Source organism: Mesorhizobium sp. RSR565B (assembly GCF_054719465.1).
Map to the genome: position 1 here is coordinate 1722462 of NZ_JBTTIE010000001.1, position 14198 is coordinate 1736659.

The 14198-nt window shown below is 62.4% G+C and carries 13 protein-coding genes; 9 read left to right on the top strand and 4 right to left on the bottom strand.

From position 1 onward, the window contains the following. Nucleotides 1–145: 145 nt before the first annotated feature. On the bottom strand, nucleotides 146–1270 hold the full coding sequence (locus ACYG9R_RS08235; RefSeq protein ID WP_023822122.1) for a nucleotidyltransferase family protein: 1125 nt from the start codon (nucleotides 1268–1270) through the stop codon (nucleotides 146–148). Between the two features lie 486 nt (nucleotides 1271–1756). Here ACYG9R_RS08235 and ACYG9R_RS08240 point away from each other — a divergent pair, with 486 nt between their 5' ends. The 6 genes from ACYG9R_RS08240 (at nucleotide 1757) to ACYG9R_RS08265 (ending at nucleotide 7472) form a co-directional block, all read left to right on the top strand. After that, on the top strand, nucleotides 1757–1909 hold the full coding sequence (locus tag ACYG9R_RS08240; protein WP_023684233.1) for a lasso RiPP family leader peptide-containing protein: 153 nt from the start codon (nucleotides 1757–1759) through the stop codon (nucleotides 1907–1909). Nucleotides 1910–2073: 164 nt separating this feature from the next. Then, a complete protein-coding gene (locus ACYG9R_RS08245) occupies nucleotides 2074–2343 on the top strand; it encodes a PqqD family protein (protein WP_245259933.1) in 270 nt (89 codons plus the stop codon). After that, nucleotides 2336–2743: a lasso peptide biosynthesis B2 protein gene (locus tag ACYG9R_RS08250; protein ID WP_245260050.1), complete on the top strand. Its 408-nt coding sequence runs from the start codon at nucleotides 2336–2338 to the stop codon at nucleotides 2741–2743. The genes ACYG9R_RS08245 and ACYG9R_RS08250 overlap by 8 nt, the downstream gene beginning before the upstream one ends. A gap of 3 nt (nucleotides 2744–2746) precedes the next feature. Continuing rightward, nucleotides 2747–4663, top strand: coding sequence for a lasso peptide isopeptide bond-forming cyclase (locus ACYG9R_RS08255; protein WP_023742532.1), 1917 nt, complete (start codon nucleotides 2747–2749; stop codon nucleotides 4661–4663). Beyond that, complete coding sequence (locus tag ACYG9R_RS08260; protein ID WP_023715553.1) at nucleotides 4663–5631, top strand: phosphoenolpyruvate carboxykinase (ATP); 969 nt, start codon at nucleotides 4663–4665, stop codon at nucleotides 5629–5631. The genes ACYG9R_RS08255 and ACYG9R_RS08260 overlap by 1 nt, the downstream gene beginning before the upstream one ends. Nucleotides 5632–5636: 5 nt before the next feature. After that, nucleotides 5637–7472, top strand: coding sequence for an ABC transporter ATP-binding protein (locus ACYG9R_RS08265; protein ID WP_023823827.1), 1836 nt, complete (start codon nucleotides 5637–5639; stop codon nucleotides 7470–7472). A 47-nt stretch (nucleotides 7473–7519) separates the two neighbouring features. Here the strand turns inward: ACYG9R_RS08265 and ACYG9R_RS08270 are convergent, their stop codons facing one another. Further along, nucleotides 7520–7822, bottom strand: a complete 303-nt coding sequence (locus ACYG9R_RS08270; RefSeq protein ID WP_348524462.1) for an exopolysaccharide production repressor exox — start codon at nucleotides 7820–7822, stop codon at nucleotides 7520–7522. Between the two features lie 577 nt (nucleotides 7823–8399). Here ACYG9R_RS08270 and ACYG9R_RS08275 point away from each other — a divergent pair. The 3 genes from ACYG9R_RS08275 to ACYG9R_RS08285 all read left to right on the top strand — a co-directional run bounded on the left by ACYG9R_RS08275 (nucleotide 8400) and on the right by ACYG9R_RS08285 (nucleotide 11723). Then, complete coding sequence (locus ACYG9R_RS08275) at nucleotides 8400–9077, top strand: sugar transferase (RefSeq protein ID WP_023668816.1); 678 nt, start codon at nucleotides 8400–8402, stop codon at nucleotides 9075–9077. Nucleotides 9078–9293: 216 nt separating this feature from the next. Then, on the top strand, nucleotides 9294–10517 hold the full coding sequence (locus ACYG9R_RS08280; protein WP_032885928.1) for a polysaccharide biosynthesis/export family protein: 1224 nt from the start codon (nucleotides 9294–9296) through the stop codon (nucleotides 10515–10517). A 114-nt stretch (nucleotides 10518–10631) separates the two neighbouring features. Continuing rightward, entirely contained in the window at nucleotides 10632–11723 is a 1092-nt protein-coding gene (locus tag ACYG9R_RS08285) for an acyltransferase family protein (protein ID WP_023823828.1), read from the top strand. A 10-nt stretch (nucleotides 11724–11733) separates the two neighbouring features. On the opposite strand, the gene ACYG9R_RS08290 is transcribed toward ACYG9R_RS08285, so the two are convergent. Then, entirely contained in the window at nucleotides 11734–13017 is a 1284-nt protein-coding gene (locus ACYG9R_RS08290) for an O-antigen ligase family protein (RefSeq protein WP_023823829.1), read from the bottom strand. A gap of 290 nt (nucleotides 13018–13307) precedes the next feature. Continuing rightward, on the bottom strand, nucleotides 13308–14135 hold the full coding sequence (locus ACYG9R_RS08295) for an SDR family NAD(P)-dependent oxidoreductase (RefSeq protein ID WP_023823830.1): 828 nt from the start codon (nucleotides 14133–14135) through the stop codon (nucleotides 13308–13310). Nucleotides 14136–14198 lie beyond the last annotated feature (63 nt).

Consider the following 14198-nt stretch of genomic DNA (forward strand, 5'->3'; position numbering starts at 1 on the left):
AGGATGGCCTTTCGATTGCGTAAAGTGTCGCGAGGCCCCTCGCCCTCCCGGCGCGCGGCGCCGGACCCCGATCCATCCTCCCATGATCCATCCCCAGCGGACCGGGACGGAACGTTTTCTGCCTGCTGCATGACGACCCTCATCGTCACCGGCTTTCCCGCTCGAAAATCCGCCGGCTGAGGTCGGCTGACGCGGCCCAGCCGGCCTCGGTCAGATAGCGGACAGGTTCGCGGCCGCACAATTCCCACAAAACGGTGCGCCGTTGCGGCCATCTGAGCGACGACAGCCACGGCGCGATGACCATGTGGAACAGGTCTTCATTGCCGATGCGTGAGAGGATCCTGGTGGCCCGATCCGACAGCAGCGTGCCGGCGCCACCAAGCACCACATCGGCGGCGCGCAGGCCCAGCAGCAGGGTGTCAGCCAGCCCCTGCTCGGCCGCGTAGTCGAGCACAGTCTGCTGCTCGGCCTCGCTCAGCCGACCGGCAGCGGCCCGGACATCGCAGACATAGCCCGCGCACGGCTCGCGGTTGAACAGCGCCTTTGCGACACTGATGCAGGACAGAAGCAAAGTGTCGGAGGCCGAGATGAACGGCACGCTGGAGCCGGCGATCGCAAGCGCGCGCTTGCGGCGCAGGAACCCTTCCGTATCGCGCGGGCTGGGCGATCCCGGCTGCTGGAGCCGGTAATGGAGATCGACGGTGGACAATTTCCGACCCTGGCTGCGAACCATGTGCTGCTCGCCCAGAAAGCGCACCCACCAGACGGAGCGGGACTTGCCGGCGACCTCGTAGCCGATCGAGCGCAGCGCATCACGAGCTCTAAAGAAGCCGGCCGGCGACACCAATATGTCGACATCTCCAGACGGCTTCATGAAATGGTCGCCATAGAGCAGTTGCTGCTGGAGGGGGCCCTTCAGGAAGACGAAATCGATGCTGCTGCCGCGCAGCGCCTTGTCGATGGCCATCGAATCCATGATGCCGGACGAGTTCATCGCAATCGTGCGCCGGCGATAAGTGTCGAGCCACTCGAGCAATCCCGGCGGCGTCTCGCCCGCCGGTGGGCGCGACAGCGCCTTCAGCATGAAGGTGGCGACCTTGTTCAGCCTGGCGATATCGCAAACATCGGCAACGGAGATGGCCGGTGCAGGCGCGGCGCTGGGGCTCGCCCCGGAGGCGAAGAACAGCCGCAGGCAAGCCTGCACATAGGCCACTTCGTCGGCGCAGCCAGCGGCGCGCAACCTTTCGAAGGTCCCTTCCTGCAATGCCATATGCTGCAGCATCTCCGCAAAAAATTCGCCAGGCGCGTTATATTGCAACTGCGAAGCAAAGCATCGCCAAATTCATGCGCCGCGTCCAGTTTTTCCTTTGGAGACAATTTTCCTGCAACCTGGACGTCTGGCGACACAGTCGTACAACGATGCAAGGCGTCGCCTGATCGGAGCCTATGCCCGACACGTCAGCAACAATCTTGTGGGAACACGCGCTAGCGCCCAAATGACGAGCGTTCGACTAGAAAATTTAATGTAATAAAATCAGCTACGTAACTAAGAACCACGGTCACTCCGCTGAAATCACCTAGGCTGTGAAAATGCGAGCCGTTTTGATCACCATTGAAGGCTACCGCAACCGCGAATTGATTAACGGCGGGTAAATCAGGCTTGACTCATAAATGCTGCCATGCAGCTATTGCGGTGCAGCAATAGCTCGCTGCCGGCAATCGACAGGCCGCTTCCAGTCCACAAGTGGAGAGTAAATTGGAACAGAATGTTGAAAAGCATGAGTACGAAACCCCTAGCCTGACGGTCCACGGCTCGATCGAGACCATCACGCAAGGCGGTAGCGGTACTACGGCACTCGACGCCTCGTTTCCGGCACATACGCCGGTCGGCGAACTCACCTTCTCCTGAGTCTTCTCTCGTTGGGGTGACAAAGTCCGGACTCTGCAAACAGAGCGCACTAAGGAGAGTCGGGGGTCAAACCCCGGCTCTCGCGTCTTTGTCCGGAATTGCCGAAGCGTTGGTGTTGTGAGCGAGGTTTAGGAATGGACTGGAACCCCACGGACCACGATCGGATGAGCGCGAGCAAGGATGCCGTGGCCTGCGAATTCGGCAACGGCCTGGCGCTGCTCGATATGAGGTCCAACATCTATTACAGCCTGAACAGCGTCGGCGCCTATATCTGGGAGCTGATCCAGGAGCCGCGGCCGATTTCCGAAATCCGCAGCGCCGTGCTGGATCGCTACAATGTCGATCCGGAACGCTGCAAGGCCGATGTCGATGGATTGTTGAAGGGCTTGGCGGACGCCGGGCTTGCGAGGCTCCATGATGAGGAACTTGTCTAGAGCTTTCTCGCTGAGCGGGCCGGAGATGCTCTTTCTCGCCCACTGCCTTGCGGTGGTCGTGGCGGTGCGGCTGGGGCTGACGCTGCTTTCCTATAACAGGATTCGCCGAATAGTGACGCGGCTCGATGCAAGCGAGACAGCTGACATCGGCGATCTCAGGCGTGTCGCCTGGGGCGTGGCTGCGGCTGCCCGCCTGGTGCCTGGCGCAAGCTGTCTGACCCAAGCGCTTTCCGGCCAGTATTTGCTTGCCCGCCAGGGCAACGCCTCAAAAATCCGCATCGGCATCGAGCGCGATACCGGGACCGAGTTGAAGGCGCATGCCTGGCTGGTCAGTGGCGACCACATCGTGCTCGGCGGCTCGCTTGGCAGGTTTAACCATCTCGTCGACCACGGCCAGTGAGCGATGAGCGGCGTCGCCGGAATTCTGCTGAGGCAGGAAGGCAGGCAGGCCGCCGCGGCCGACATCCAGCGCATGCTTACCCGCATGCAACATCGCGCGCCTGACGGCAGTTCGTGGTGGATGGACGAGGGCGTCGTTCTTGGCCACGCCTGGCTCAACACCACCGATGAAGCCGGCCCCGGCCCGCTGACCATGGCCGGCGGCAAGCTCGCGATCACCGCGGACTGCCGGCTGGACAATCGCGACGAATTGCTGGCCAGGCTTGGCATCAGGGACAGTTCGGTTGCCGACGCCGTGCTGTTGATGCGCGCCTATCTGCGCTGGGGCGAAGCCTGCCCCGAGCATCTGCAAGGCGACTTCGCCTTTGCCATCTGGGATGGCGAGCGCCGGCAGCTGTTTTGCGTGCGCGACCATTTCGGCGTCAAACCGTTCTACTATCATTCGAGCGACCGGCGCTTCGTCTTTGCCTCGGAGATCGGGCCGATCCTCGATGCCGGCGGCGTCGACATGCGCATCAGCGAACACCAGATTTCGGGATTCCTGGCCGGGCTGCCCGACGATCCGCAGTCGACAGCCTATGCCGATATCTTCCGCCTGCCGGCGCGCCACAGTCTGACAGTGACCGGCAACCAGGTGGTGCTGCGCCGCTACTGGCAGATCGAACCCTCGCCAAGGCCGATGCGATCGGATACGGCCGAGGAATTCCGGCATCTGTTTTCGCAATCGGTCCGCAACCGTATGCGCGGCACGCCTGCGGTCGGTGCTATGCTGAGCGGAGGCCTCGATTCCTCGTCGATCGCCTGCGTGGCGGGCCTGCAGAATGCCGCGCAGCGAAAGCCGAGGCTGCCGACGTTTTCGCTGGTGTTCGAAAAGGGTTCGCCGATGGACGAGCGGCCTTTCATCGAGGCAGTGCTTGGACAGGAGAAGGTCGACGGCACTTTGATTTCCGTCGGCAACTACGCGCCCTTCGCCGAGTTCGAACGCATTCTGGAAGAGCAGGAGGAAACGTTCCTGGCCCCCGGCCTGTCGCTGACCCGCGACATCTACAGGACCGCCGGCGCCAAGGGCATGAAGGTGCTGCTGGACGGCCATGGCGGCGACGAGGTGGTTTCGCAGGGCCACGGCCATCTGCACGAACTCGCCTATGCCGGCAAATGGATGGAGCTGTGGCGCGAGCTGCGCAGCGCCTCCAACACCTATGGCGATGGCATGCTCGGCCTCTACTACCAGTTCCTTACCCTTTACGGGCCGGCCTGGCGCATCGCGAGAATCAAGCGGTTCGCGAACCGCGTGCTTGGCAAATTGCGGCGCCATCCCACTGGGCGGCCGGCGACGAGCTGGCGCGCCCTGATCAATCCGGACCTGGCGATGCGTACCGACCTCGTCGAACGGTTCCGCAGGGCCGGCTATATGCCGCCCGCGGTCAGCGCCAGCGAGACCTTGACCCATCGCTGGCTGCTGTCGAACGGCATGGTGCCGCACGCCTTCGAGGTTCTCGACAAGGCCGCCGCCAATTTCGGCGTCGAGCCGCGCTACCCCTTCTGGGACAAGCCGCTGGTCGAGTTCTGCCTGGCACTGCCCGGCGCGGAAAAGCTGAACCAGGGCTTTGGCCGCTCGGTGTTGCGCCGTGCCATGGAAGGAATTTTGCCCCCGGCGGTGCAGTGGCGGCGCGACAAGATCGATTTCACCTCCAATTTGGTCAAAGGCATGCTGGGCAATCACCGCGATCTCCTGGACAAGGTGCTGGTGAAAGATGCGGCGCGGATTGCCCCTTACGTCAACCTGCCTGAGGTGACCGCCGCCTATGGCCGTATTTCCAGCCAACCCGAGGCCGCGACCTTGCCCGATGTCCAGTATGTATGGCGTTCGATTTCGCTATCGTTGTGGCTGCGGCAGGTGCAACAGCGCGGGAGCCACTGATGATGCCGGCCAACATGCCTCTTGCCGCTGATGACCGCCATGCAATTGCTGCTCGCGCACAGCACTTCTACAAAGCCTATGGGCTGACGATCGCTTCGCAGGTCGAACTGCCTGAGCTAGAGCCGAGCGAACCAGCTTGCGTCGATGTGCTGATCACGGTCGGCCCGATCGACCTGCCAAAACCCTCGCCCGAGACCGGAACTGCTTTCCGTTTCGAGCCGCGGCAGCAATATTTGGCATGGCAGACGGTCGGCGCCTTCCTGATCACCGATGCCTGCCGCATCGAGGTGGAGCCGGCGCCCGATGTCGACGATGCGCTGCTGGCGTTTCCGCTGCTCGGTCCGGTCATGGCACTGCTCCTGCACCAGCGCGGCCTGCTCATCCTGCACGCCAGCGCCATTGCGGTCGGCGGCAAGAGCGCTGTCTTCATGGGCGACAAGGGCGCCGGCAAATCGACGACGGCGAGCGCGATGATCCGTGCCGGGCATCGATTGCTGACCGACGATGTCGTGGCGCTCGATCTCACGGACCGGCCGATGATCGTTCCGGGTTTTCCGCAGTTGAAGCTCGCCGCCGATGCCGCCGCCGCGTTTCCCATCCGCCAGGCAGAGATACGCCCGCAGGTGCATGCGGCGATCGACAAGATGCAGCACCGCCTGCACGCCGGATTTGCGGCAGACGCGGTGCCGGCGACCCGGATCTATATCCTCGAGCGCAGCGACAAGGCAGCGATCACGCCGCTGCCAGGCATCGGCGCCCTGCCGGCAATCATCAAATTTTCCTATGTGACGCGTTTCGGCCGTCCAGCCCTGGTCGGCGATTTTGCCACGACACATCTTCGCCAATGCGCCGCCCTGGCCAGCCAGATCGGCGTCTGCCGCCTCGAAGTGCCCACCGGGCTCGACCGTATCGGCGAAGCCGTCGCCCTGATCGAAAACGATCTGGCGGCCGACAAAGGGCCGCGGTGACTGACATGTCCGCAACGCAGATCCTGCGCTTTTCGTTTTGCCGCGATGTCGCCGGCTTCGGCGCCGCCATGGCCCGGATCGGCGGGCGCAGGACCTTCACGGCATTGCTGTTCCTGATCCTGGGAAGCCTGACCGAAGGCATCTCGATCCTGCTTCTGGTGCCGCTGCTGCATCTGGTCGGGCGACCCGAGCAGAATTTCGCGGTCAGGTTGCCTGACCGCGACTGGGTGCGCTGGCTGGCTCCGGACGGAACGCTGCAATTGACCACGGTGCTTTGCCTGCTGGTCGGGCTTGTCGCGCTGCAGGCAGCGTTCAACCGCTATAAATCCGTCTACATGGCGCGGCTGCTGCTCGACTTCATCAATCGCCTGCGCATGAACCTGTTCGAGAGCATCGGCAAGGCGCGGTGGGGGATATTCGCGCGCATGCGCAGCTCCGATCTCGACCATGCGCTGACCGGCGATATCGACCGCGTGCAGTCGGCGGCGTTCTCGCTGCTGATGCTGGTGCAGATCGCCGTGCTTCTGGCGGGTTATCTCGTTGTCTCGCTGTTCATTTCGACAGTAATGACGGCGTTTGCCATTGTCGTCGGCATCGTCACCTTCCTGGCACTGCAGCCGTTTCGGGCACGAGCCAGCGCCTTCGGCCGGGTTTTGACCAGCAATCGCCAGGAGCAGTACCGAACGGTCTCGGAGTTCCTCGGCGGCATCAAGGTCGCCAAGAGCCTGAATGTCGAGGCGACCTATTACGCGCAGCTTCGCGCGACGCTGGAGAAGATGAAGGCCGACAACATCAACTATGTGCGCAACAGCACCATCGGCACCGCTCTGTTCCAGGTCGCCAGCGTCATTGGTCTGAGCCTGTTCATCTATGTCGCTTTGGTCCGCTTCAACCTCTCGCTGGCCGAGATCGTTGTCCTGCTTCTGGTGTTCATGCGCATCGCGCCGCGTTTCATGGACATGCAGATGCAGGCGCAGCAGGTGCTGATCAACCTGCCGGCCTATGCCTCGATGCGCGACATGCAGGCGCGTTTCGATGCCGAACGCGAGCCGGCAAACCTCGAATCGGATGCCAAGCTGTCGCTCGATGTCGGGCTCAACATCCGCAACGTCTCCTTTGCCTATGAGGCCGGCGGCAAGCCGGTGGTGAGCGATGTGACGTTTGGCCTTCCCGCCGGCAAGGTAACGGCGCTGATCGGTCCGTCAGGCTCGGGCAAGAGCACGCTTGCCGACATGCTGCTTGGCCTGCTCGAACCGAGCGAGGGCAAAATCCTGGCCGATGGCGTCGAGATCGGCGCGGCCAACCGCCGGCGCTGGCGCGACCAGGTGGCGTATGTGCCGCAAGACGTGTTCCTGCTGCACGATACGATCGCCGCCAATCTGCGCCTTGCCGCGCCGCAAGCCAGTGACGCGGAGCTGTGGACTGCACTGCGCGCTGCGCATGGCGCCGACTTCGTCGAGCGGCTGGAGTTGCGGCTCGACACGGTGGTCGGCGACCGCGGCGTCCGGCTCTCGGGCGGCGAACGCCAGCGCATCGCGCTGGCGCGCGCGCTGCTGCGCAAACCTTCGCTGCTCATTCTCGACGAGGCGACCAGCGCGCTCGACTGGCAGAACCAATCCCTGATCGCCAAGTCGATCGACGGCTTGCGCGGATCGATGACGATCCTGACCATTGCGCACAGGCCATCGATGATCGCCTTCGCCGACTGGGTGGTTGCAGTCGAAAACGGACGAATCGTCGAAGTCGGGCAATATCAGAGGTTGAAAGCGAAGGCCGGCAGCCGCCTGTCGAAAATGCTTTCAGGCGAGCAATCGGAACCCGAGCCGGCCGAAGCAGGCTGAGTCCGGCAGCAAGATGATCCGAGGCCGACCTTGCGGCTTCAGACTGCTCAATGCACGCTGCGCCTCGCCGAGAGCTTCTCGCCTTCAACCGCCTTGTCGGCGCCGAGGCTTCTTTCGGCGTCGCGAGCCCTGTCGGCCGATGTCGGCGCGCTGCTGGCGATCATAACATACACCAGCAGGAAATAACCGACTTGGATGAGGACAGCGCAGCCGATGACGCGAAGCACCGTTGTGGTGACCGTCGCGCCGTCGACATAGGACCACGCGACCACGATCGCGAGGGCGAAAACCATTCCAATGACGAATTTTGGTAATGACATGTTCGGCGGCCCGTCAACCGGCCCGAGCATGCAAAAGCGATGACTTACCCACCCGAGTATCTCCCCATTCGCCATGCGAGCTTATTTAGCTGCTCTTTTTCGGCCGGTTGCTTCCGGCCTTCCCAACCCATCCAGACTCTATCAGGAATAATTTGCGACTCTATTAAGGCGCGAAACTGACGGCAAGGGCAACCTGCAATAATTTTCGGCTTGGCGGCGGCTTGGACTCCGCCATGCTGCGATGCACACGCAGGGGTGGTGACCTAACTCGTCATGCGCTTTATACTACAGTAGAATCTACAATGTTGATTAGTATTTTACTTGATTAATTTAGCAAAGCCAGTGATTCGAAAATCAGTTAAAGCCGTTCCCTCTGCGGCAAAGGACGATTTGCCCAAAACCCGCCGAAAAAACGCATTACATTTCCTACGGTTGCTAATTATTCGTCACAAACCCGCCATAAAGGGCAAAATTTGGGCAAGGAGGGTTTATTATTTAGTCAATTCCTGACGTGACTATTTCAGCCATATGGGAAATTGTGTGTTGCGCTGCAGCATTTTTTTGGTATCGTGGCATAAACCATCCGTTCAACGTATGGAGCTTTTGCATGAGGGACGTTGCCAAGTCGGCCAATGCGGCATTTTCGCATGTCGGCGTAGATTTTCCGCCACCCATCGGCGGGCTGCTGAAGCGCAGTTTCGATATTTTCGGTTCACTTGTCGGCTTGGTGGCGCTTAGCCCGCTGTTCCTGATGGTGGCCCTTCTGGTCAAGCTTTCCGACGGCGGCTCGATCTTCTACGGCCACAAGCGCATCGGACGCGGTGGGCGGATTTTCCCCTGCCTCAAGTTCCGCACCATGGTCGAAGACGGCGAACGTGTGCTGGCCGCCTATCTCGCGGCCAATCCGGAAGCCAACGCCGAATGGATCGCGACCCGCAAGCTGAAGAACGATCCGCGCGTCACCCGCGTCGGCGCCGTTCTGCGCAAGCTCAGCCTCGACGAGCTGCCGCAGATCATCAACATCCTGCAGGGCGACATGAGCCTTGTCGGGCCTCGCCCGGTGGTGCGTGACGAGCTTGAGATCTACGGCAGCGCCGCGGTCTATTATTTGAAGTCGCGGCCGGGCCTGACCGGGCTCTGGCAGGTCAGCGGACGCAACGATGTCTCCTATGACAGCCGCGTCGCGTTCGACCGTCACTATGTCGAGAACTGGTCGCTGTTCGAAGACGTTCGCATCATCCTCAAGACCGTGCCTGCGGTGTGGATGTCGCGCGGTTCCTACTGACCGACCGCAACTGGTCAGCAATCGGGCCGGTACGGCCCGAAGCCAATCCGGTCCAAAGCTATTCGGCGATGGGCCGGTCTCGCATTGCAGCCATAATTCTGCCAGGTTCCGAAGGAGGCACTCGGCAGCAGGTCTATCGGGCGGATGGGGCCAAAACGGATCGGAAACGTTCAGTTGAAAACAGACATATCAGCGTATTTTCGCCTTGCCGGCCCGATGCGGCCGGCACGGCTCGTCGCCACGTGCCTCGCTCTGTCGCTCGCGGTTCCGGCCATGGCCGACGAGTACCGGCTCGGCTCGCAGGACAAGCTCAACATCCGCGTCGCCGAGTGGCAGACGGTGGAAGGCACGTTCCGTGACTGGTCGGCGGTAAACGGCGAATATTCGGTCGGTCCCGCCGGCAATTTGTCGGTGCCGTTCGTCGGCGAACTGCCGGCCGCCGGCAAGACCACGTCGGAGGTTGCGGCTGCCATCAGCGTCGCCCTGCAGCGCAAGCTTGCCTTATCGGACAAGCCGGAAGCCTCGGTGGAAATGGTGCAGTTCCGGCCGTTCTACATCTCGGGCGAGATCCAGACGCCTGGCCAATTTCCCTATGTGCCGGAGCTGACCGTGCTCAAGGCGATCAGCATCGCCGGCGGCATCCGGCGCAACGCCGATTTGGGCACCCAGCTCGGCAAGGACCTGATCACCGCCAAGGGCAATTTCGACATTTATGACGACCAGCGCGTGCGGTTGATCGTCAAGCGTGCCCGCATCGATGCCGATCTCGCCGGCAAGGAGAGTTTCGAGGCGCCCAAGGAAGTCGAGGGCGACCCGCGCCTGGCGACAATCGTCGCCGACGAAATGCAGATCCTGATCTCCGACCAGAAAGCGTTGAAGCTGAAGCTGCAGGCGCTTGACGATCTGAAAGGGGTCCTGCAGTCCGAAATCGAGGCGCTGCAGAAAAAGATCGTCAACCAGCAAAAGCAGGTCGACCTGGCGCAGCAGCAGGCGGACAGTATTGGTCCGCTGGCGCAAAAGGGCCTGGTCGCCAACGCACGCCTGCTTTCCTCGCAACAGTCGGTCACCGATCTGCAGGGCAAGATCCTGGACTATGAGACGGCGATCCTCACCGCCAAGCAGTCGGTCAGCAAGGCGACGCAGGATGCCATCGATGCCCAGAACACGTTGAACTCGAGACTTGCCGCCGACCGGCAGCAGGTCGAAGCAGACCTCAACGAAGCCGCACTCAGGGTCAACATGCAACAGGGCCTGATGGCGCAGGCATCGGACCCGGCCACGACCGCCGCCATCACAAACAACAATGAAGAGCCGGCGCTCATCTATTCGCTGGTGCGCGTGACCGACGGCAAGACCAGCGAGATCGACGCCAAGGAAGATACGCCGGTGCTGCCGGGCGACGTCATCAAGGTGAAGCTGGCGCCGACGGCCAGCCAGTAAGTTCCTGTCTCGCTCAGCTAGACCGGAACGACGGAGGGGCGGGAGAACCAGTTCGGCTCGTTCGCGCCAGGGTGCGGGCGGCACTTCCGTTTTTCGACCGCTTGAAGGCATTCCATGCAGCCCGCCGCACCGCGCCACGTCTACCTCAATCTCGATGCCATCCGCGGCGTCGCGGCGATCAGCGTCATGCTCTACCACTTCTCGCCGTTCCTGGCCGCCGGCAAGGTGCTGCCGTCGAGCTATTTGGCCGTCGACCTGTTCTTCCTGCTCAGCGGCTTCGTCATCGCGCATGCCTATGACCGCAAGATCGAAAACGGCATGGGCGTCGGCACCTTCGTGGCGATCCGCCTGATACGCCTCTACCCGCTTTACCTCGCCGGCACGCTGCTCGGTTTCTTCTATCTCATCGTCAAGAACCGGCTGATTCCGGCGGAATACATGCCGATCTCCGAGATCGGCACCATGCTGACGACCGGCATGTTCTTCATCCCGCTGGTCAGCGATGCCTATCACACGATCTTTCCGCTCAACCCCGCGTCGTGGTCGCTGTTCTTCGAGCTGATCGTCAACATCGCCTATGTCGCCGTCTTCTTCCTGCTGACGAAACGCGTGCTGAGCGTGCTCATCGCCGTAAGCCTGGTGCTGCTGGTCATCGCTTCGATCGTGGCCGGCACCCTCGACTTCGGCATGACCGGATCGACCATCATCAGCGGCCTGCCGCGCGTCTGTTTCTCGTTCTTCCTGGGCGTGCTGCTTTGCCGGTCCATGACACGCTATCAAAGCGGGCTCGGCTTCCTGCGGCGCGGCTGGTGGGTCGAGGGTGCGATCGCGCTGACGCTCTTTGTCTTTGCCATCGCGCCGGCCGGCGGCGCGCGCGTCGCCTACGATCTCGCCTGCGTCGTCCTGGTCTTCCCGGCGCTGGTGGTGGTCGGCACTATTGCGCCGACGGCGCCGCGCCTGTCAGGCCTCTATGGCTGGCTGGGGCGGATTTCCTACCCGATCTACATCATCCACACGCCGCTGCTGATGATCATCGCCGGGGCGGGCAAGGCCGCAGCGATCGACCCGTTCGCGCATCATCCCTGGTTCGGCATCGTCATGGCGGTTTCCGTCATCGTCATCGCCGACATCGCCACGCGCCTCTATGACGAGCCGTTGCGCCGCTTCTTGCAGCGGCTGATGCTGCGCAAGCGCGCCGTCGCCTGAGATAAGCAAGTCAGACGCGCGCCGGCATGCGGCCGTTGGCGGTGTTCTCGTCCGGCACCGGAACATAGGCCCGCCTTGCCCTGGCGAGCGGCACCGGGCGCAGCTTGAACAGGCCGTAATAGACGATGAACGAGGCCATGAAATAGGGGCCGAGGATCTCGACCTCGAAGAAGGAGCGGATCAGCATCATGCCGACCGCGCCGGCGAGCACCACCGAATCGGCGCTCCAGTCACCGAACACCACCTTCGAAACATGGCCCCAGAAGGAGCGCAGGATGATCAGTGCCAGCATCGTCACGCCGATGAAGCCGAGTTCGACCAGCGTCTCGATATAGGTGTTGTGGAAATGGAAGCCGGTGCGGGTGGAGATGTAGAACTCGGCCCAGAGCCGTTCCGGATCGGCAAAACCCTGGATCCAGTAGGCGGCATAGCCATAACCGAGCACCGGACGCTGCTGCGCGGCGGCCCAGCCCTGTTCCCAGAGATAGGTGCGGCCGGTCAGCGTCGAATCCTTGCCGAAGATGCCGAGCACGACATCGAGCAGGCCAAGGTTCAGCGCAGCCATCACACCGCCGACCAGCGCGGTAGCGCCGACGACGAACAGCACGCGGCGGTAGCGGCGTGACAGAACCTTGCTCATGGCAAGCAAGGCAACGACACCGATCACCGCCGGAAGCGAAGCGACTGACGTCGCCGAGTGGGCGATCGCCAGCATATAGACCGACAGCAGGATGATCGGCGCGGTCCAGATGAAGCTCATCCAGTTGCGCCGGTAGAAGGCCAGAAAAGCGAAGCAGAAGAAGATGCCGAGCGAGGCGAAGAAGCCGATCTGGTTCTTGGAGCCGAAGGCGCCGACGAAATTGGTGGTGCCGTCGATAGTGTCGAGCGCATAGGCGCCAACCTTCAGCGAATACAGCAGCACGATGAAGATGCCGATCAGCGAGCCCAGCACCAGCGTGCGCGTGCTGATGGTGCGCGCCGCGATGTAGGCGCACAGCATGTGGGAGAAATATTGCAGCCCCGCCCGCGCGCTGGTGCCGGCCGCTTGCGACCAGAACAGCGACAGGCAGACATAGGCCGCAAACAGCAGCGGCAGCCAGGCGCTGGAGAGATCGCGGGCGAAACGCCGGTAATCGACGAACAGCAGCGGCAGCCATACCAGATAGTAGGCGAGGATCAGGATCTGGCCGAAATTGGTGGAGTAGGCGAAGGCAAAGACCGACACCGCAACGGCGAAGGCGGCATAGGCCTTGTTGTTGTCCGGATCGATCAGAATGGATTTCGGGATCTTCATATCCGTACCGGATTTCTCATGCTGCCGCCTTTCAGCTGGGCTGAAGCGCCCATGGTCGGCTTTTCTGCGTCAGGTCCGCCCTTGCTGCAGGCGCGACTGCCGAAACGGCCCTTACCGGAACCCGCACAACGGGCATCCATTGTGCAGTGCAATATAACCTCTATTGCCCGTCACTCAATGGTAAATTTGCCGCGAGGGGTAAAGTTGCCGCGGGCAAGGTCAAAACCACGATGCAACGGACAAATGGCGGTAATGCGGCTCGCTCGTTCGAAAATTCAAAACTGTGGCCGCTACCACAGGGCTCCGCCGGTGACCTGGATGTTTTCCATGGTGATGCCCTTGGCCAGATCCGAGCACAGGAACACGGCTAGAGCCGCGATTTCCTGCGGCTGCAGCATGCGCTGCTGGGGATTGCCCTTGGCGATCTCGGCCATCGCTTCCTCGGCGGTTCTGCCGTTGCCCTCACGCTCGACCACCTGCGCCACGTTGCGGCGCATCAGTTCGGTCTCGACCCAGGTCGGGCTGATCATGACGCAGGTGACACCGTGCGGGGCGCCTTCCAGCGCCACGCAGCGGGTAAGGCCGAGCAGCCCGGCCTTCGAGGCGCAGTAGGCCGGGTTGTCCTTCCAGCCGACGGAAGCCGCTGTCGAGCCGATGTTGACGATACGGCCCCAGCCGCGCGCGATCATGCCGGGCAGCACAGCTCGGGTGACGCGGAACGCTCCGCTCAGATTGGTGTCGACGATCTTGTCCCACAGTGCGTCGGAATGGCCGCAGACCGGCTGTTCGGCGGTGGTGCCCGCGGCATTGACCAGTATGTCTCCCGGGCCGATGGCGGCTTGTGCGTCAGCCGCAAACCGGTTGGTCACCTCGCTATCGCGGACATCGAGGTGGGCGGCATAAACCCTGGTGCCGTGTGCCGACAGGGCCAACCGCACGCGCTCGAGTTCATCGGCGCCGGGATAGTAGGCGGCGTCGGTTCTGTCGGCGCCGGCGGGGGCGATGTAGGAGCCGACCGCTACATTTGCGCCGGCCTGCGCCAACGCCGTCGCAATGGCGAAGCCCATGCCGGAAAACCCGCCGGTGACGATCGCGCTGCGGCCGGAAAGGTCTGTCATGGGCAGTGAATCTCCGATGCCGACGTTTGATGCCATAGTCTTAGACCCAGCCCGGTGACGAGC

What these genes read in the sequence shown, in the direction of transcription:
- ACYG9R_RS08235 (WP_023822122.1), bottom strand. Translation starts at nt 1,270, where the DNA reads ATGGCATTGCAGGAAGGGACCTTCGAAAGGTTGCGCGCCGCTGGCTGC.
- ACYG9R_RS08245 (WP_245259933.1), top strand. Translation starts at nt 2,074, where the DNA reads ATGAGCGCGAGCAAGGATGCCGTGGCCTGCGAATTCGGCAACGGCCTG.
- ACYG9R_RS08255 (WP_023742532.1), top strand. Translation starts at nt 2,747, where the DNA reads ATGAGCGGCGTCGCCGGAATTCTGCTGAGGCAGGAAGGCAGGCAGGCC.
- ACYG9R_RS08260 (WP_023715553.1), top strand. Translation starts at nt 4,663, where the DNA reads ATGATGCCGGCCAACATGCCTCTTGCCGCTGATGACCGCCATGCAATT.
- ACYG9R_RS08265 (WP_023823827.1), top strand. Translation starts at nt 5,637, where the DNA reads ATGTCCGCAACGCAGATCCTGCGCTTTTCGTTTTGCCGCGATGTCGCC.
- ACYG9R_RS08270 (WP_348524462.1), bottom strand. Translation starts at nt 7,822, where the DNA reads ATGCTCGGGCCGGTTGACGGGCCGCCGAACATGTCATTACCAAAATTC.
- ACYG9R_RS08275 (WP_023668816.1), top strand. Translation starts at nt 8,400, where the DNA reads ATGAGGGACGTTGCCAAGTCGGCCAATGCGGCATTTTCGCATGTCGGC.
- ACYG9R_RS08280 (WP_032885928.1), top strand. Translation starts at nt 9,294, where the DNA reads ATGCGGCCGGCACGGCTCGTCGCCACGTGCCTCGCTCTGTCGCTCGCG.
- ACYG9R_RS08285 (WP_023823828.1), top strand. Translation starts at nt 10,632, where the DNA reads ATGCAGCCCGCCGCACCGCGCCACGTCTACCTCAATCTCGATGCCATC.
- ACYG9R_RS08290 (WP_023823829.1), bottom strand. Translation starts at nt 13,017, where the DNA reads ATGAAGATCCCGAAATCCATTCTGATCGATCCGGACAACAACAAGGCC.
- ACYG9R_RS08295 (WP_023823830.1), bottom strand. Translation starts at nt 14,135, where the DNA reads ATGACAGACCTTTCCGGCCGCAGCGCGATCGTCACCGGCGGGTTTTCC.